The organism is uncultured Rikenella sp. (assembly GCF_910579375.1).
GTDB lineage: Bacteria > Bacteroidota > Bacteroidia > Bacteroidales > Rikenellaceae > Rikenella.
Genome location: NZ_CAJTUJ010000164.1, coordinates 1 through 4,060, shown reverse-complemented (window position 1 = coordinate 4,060; position 4,060 = coordinate 1). Strand labels below are relative to the sequence as shown.

The following is a 4,060-nucleotide window of genomic DNA, read 5'->3' as shown; positions in this document are numbered from 1 at the left end:
GCTGGGATTTCATCTCGATTTTGCTCACCGCAAAACGAGTGAAATCCCTTTTTAAGCGGGCGGGCGACGGATTTTTTGCGCACCACTCTTTTTTCGCGCGCCTGCGCGATTCATTCTATATTCGGCTAATCGCCGAAATAGCTGAATCGCTTCTTTAGGCGACGGCGCGCGGTCTAAGCACGGCCCCGGCTGGAACTGTTCTCGTTGACTTCGCATCCTCAAACTGCCGACGGCCCTAACCAACGCGGCAACCTCCGTCCAAAATCACGCATCCGCCTCGGGGAGAGAACAGGAGTGCGAATAAAAGCGTATATTTAGGCCCAAAATTTCGACAGCCATGCCCCATCGCCTCGTTCGTTTTTTCCGGCACGCCCTGCCCCATATGCTTGCGTTAGTGCTGTTCGCCAGCGTTTCCGCCCTCTTTTTCGCCCCCCAGTACAACGGGAAAGCCCTGCGCCAGACCGACATGATCATGTTCAACGGCGCCACCAGCGACATCCGGCAACACATCGACCGCTACGACGAACACCCCCAGTGGGCCGGCCGTAACTTCAGCGGCATGCCCTCCTACCTGATCGACATGAACTACGACGGCCGCTGGGTCAAAAAGACCGCCGACCGCTTCTACTTTCTCGGCCAGCCCGCCGGGTGGCTGTTCGTCGCCATGGCCGGATTTTATCTGATGCTGCTGTTATTCGGCGTCGACCCCTGGCTCTCGATCGCCGGCGGCCTCGGCTACGGCCTTTCGTCCTACTTCGTCATCATCATCGGCGCCGGACACATCACGAAAATGATGGCCCTCGCCTGGGTCGCACCGATGGTCGGAAGCGTATGGTACGCCTACCGACGACACCGATGGTTAGGCGCCTCTCTGGCCGGCCTCTTCGCCGCCGTCGAGATATCGACCAGCCACCCCCAGATCACCTACTACTTTCTCTTCGTTCTGCTGGCCCTCGTCATCAACGAATTCATAGCCGCCTATAAAGCCAAAGCCCTCGCCCGGTTCGGCAAGACCACCGCAGTTTTGGCCTTAGCCGCCGTACTGGCCCTCGGCGCCAACCTCGTCCAGCTCTACTACGTCGCCCAGCACACCCCCGAGACCACCCGCGGCCGCAGCGAACTCACCGACCCCAACCCCACCGACCAAGCCAACCGCACCGGCGGCCTCGACCGCGACTACATCACCGCCTGGAGCTACGGAAAGATGGAGACCCTCGACCTGCTCGTTCCCAATTTATATGGAGGAGGGCGTGATTTTCAGGCCGACGGCGAAGTCGCCCACGCCCTTCGGCAATACGACGTCCCCCGCGGCTTCGAGCGCAACCTGCCCTCCTACTGGGGCCCCCAGCCCTCCACCGAAGGCCCCGTTTACCTAGGTGCCAGCCTCGTTTTTCTGGCCCTCTTCGGGATGTTCGTCCTCCGCGGACGCGAAAAATGGTGGATCGCCGCCGTCTCCCTGCTGGCCATCTTCCTCGCCTGGGGACGTCACATGATGTGGTTCACCGACCTCTTTCTGGACTACCTCCCCATGTACAATAAATTCCGCACCGTCTCCATGATCCTCGTGATCGTCGAGTGGGCCGTGCCCCTGCTGGCCATACTCGGCCTTGCCCGGCTGTGGAACCGCGACGAAACCGACAACGCCCGGCTTCAGAACGGCTGGAAATGGTCACTGCTCATCACCGGCGGCCTGTGCCTGTTGATCGGCCTCTTCGGCCCCATGCTCAGCAGCTTCGCCGGGCCCAACGACGAATCGATGGGACTTCCCGAGCCCATATTGGCCGCCATGCGCGACGAACGTGCCACCCTGATGCGCGCCGACGCCTTCCGGTCGCTCCTCTTCGTAGCGCTGACCGCCGGCCTCGTATGGCTCTGTGCCCGCCGCAAAATCCGTCGCAGCTGGTTCATCGCCGGCCTCTGCGGAATCATCCTCTTCGACCTCTTCCCCGTCGACAAACGGTACGTCTCCGCCTCCGATTTCCGTCCCCGCCGCGAAGCCCTGAACATTCCGACCACCGACGCCGACCGGCTGATCCTACAAGACACCACCGACTACCGCGTCGCCAACTTCACCCTCGACCCCTTCACCGACGCCACCACCTCCTACCACCACCGCTCCGTCGGCGGCTACCACGCCGCCAAGCTCCGGCGTTACCAAGACCTCATCGAACGCCACCTCAGCCGTCAGAACATGGCCGTCTACGACATGCTGAACACCAAATACTTCATCGTCCCCGACCAGGAAGGCCGGGCGACCGTCCAGCAGAACCCCTACGCCTGCGGAAGCGCCTGGTTCGTCAACACCATCCATTGGGTCGACACCCCCGACGCCGAGATCGCCGCCCTGAGCGGCTTCGACCCCCGCACCACCGCCGTAGTAGACCGCCGCTTCGCCCCTCAACTCGAAGGGCTGACCCCCGAAGACCTCGCCGCCGACTCGACCGCCACCATCACCCTGACCGAATACCGCACCAACCGGCAGACCTACCGCACCCGCTCGTCGCGGGACGGCTTAGCCGTCCTCTCCGAGATCTACTACCCGAAAGGCTGGACCGCCATCATCGACGGCGAACGCGCCCCGTACCTTCGGGCCGACTACGTCCTTCGCGCCATCCGGATACCCGCCGGCGAACACACCCTCGAGTTCCGTTTCGCCGCCCCGCACTTCGACCTGCTCGTCGAAATCACCCGCACCTGCTCCGCCATTCTGCTTTTCGGCACCCTCGGCCTGCTCGTCGGGACACTCCTCCGGAAACGCCAACCCCAACCAACCACTCCAGACACCGATGACACACCATCCTAACGGCCTGAAAGCCGACTACACCATCGCCACCGTCAGCGTCACCCTCGTGCTGCTGCTCTTAGGCGCCGTAGGCTACATCCTGCTGAACGCCTACTCCTCGACCTCGGCCGTGCGGAGCGAGTTGCGCTTTTCGCTCATGCTCTCCGACACCGTGACCCACACCCAGCGCGCCGCCATCGAGCGCCGGATGGGGCTCCACCCCGCCATCGCCTCGTGGCGCTACCTCTCCGCCGACGAAGCCGCCCAAGACTTTCAGGCCTACATCGGCGCCGACTTCGTCGAATTTTTGGGCGAGAACCCCCTGCCCGCCTCCTACGAACTAACCCTGAACGCCGGGCACACCGACCCCTCCGACCTCACAGCCCTCGAACGGGAGTGCACCACCTGGAACGGCGTCGAAGAGGTCGCCTACCAGCAGAAGATCATCGACGCCGTGACCCGCAACCTCAACCGCCTGAACTACATCCTGCTAGGTTTGGGGATTTTCCTGCTTGCCGTCGCCATCATGCTGATTTCGAACACCCTTCGCCTCGCCGTAGCCGCCCGTCGTCAAGCCATCGCCACCATGAAACTCGTCGGCGCCACCACCGCCTTCATCCGCCGTCCTTTCGTGTGGCGCAGCTTCACCCAGGGCGTCGTCGCAGGCGTTTTGTCCTCCCTGCTGCTCTACCTCTTCGCCGACGGCCTGTCGGAAGTGATGCCCGACATCCGCCTCTCGACCGACCGTTCGACCCTGGCCCTGTTGTTCAGCGGCATGATTTTGGTCGGCGTAACGATTTGCACTACCTTTACCGCCCTGGCCGTCAACCGTTTCGTCCGCCACACCGACTGACGGGCCATCGGCAGCCTGCATAACCAGCAGCGCACAGACAGCAGGATGGGCTGAGGCTGCCGTTAGTTGTTGGGGTAGAGGCTGCCAGTAAAACGCCCTGTGGGCGCGCCCGCCCGGCGGACGCGTTCGCGCCACGGCGGGCGGCCTTTATTACTTCAAAGTAACCGCGCGCCACGTCTTAGGAGGGAAATCGTTAAAACATGCTAGCACGTTTTGACAAGATTTCCCCGGCGCGCATCGAAGAACTGGGCAGAACAGATTAAGCGATACGTAGTATCGCTCCGTCCCGCCGGGGTCACCCGGACGCCGCCCGCGCAGGGCAGTTTCAGGCGGGCCAAAGCTCACCCGCGCGCGACTGCTGGAGAAGGAAATCATTCAAACGCGTTGTTCGCGTTTGAATAAGATTTCCGCCAGCGCGCGGACAG

General features: G+C 62.6%; 2 protein-coding genes. Both read left to right on the top strand.

All coding sequences use genetic code 11. The annotated features are described in order from the left end of the window. Nucleotides 1-337: 337 nt before the first annotated feature. Nucleotides 338-2,803, top strand: coding sequence for a YfhO family protein (locus QZ302_RS09110; protein WP_294594670.1), 2,466 nt, complete (start codon nt 338-340; stop codon nt 2,801-2,803). Further along, nucleotides 2,787-3,635, top strand: a complete 849-nt coding sequence (locus QZ302_RS09105) for a permease-like cell division protein FtsX (RefSeq protein WP_294594668.1) — start codon at nt 2,787-2,789, stop codon at nt 3,633-3,635. The genes QZ302_RS09110 and QZ302_RS09105 overlap by 17 nt, the downstream gene beginning before the upstream one ends. The last annotated feature ends 425 nt before the right edge of the window (nt 3,636-4,060 follow it).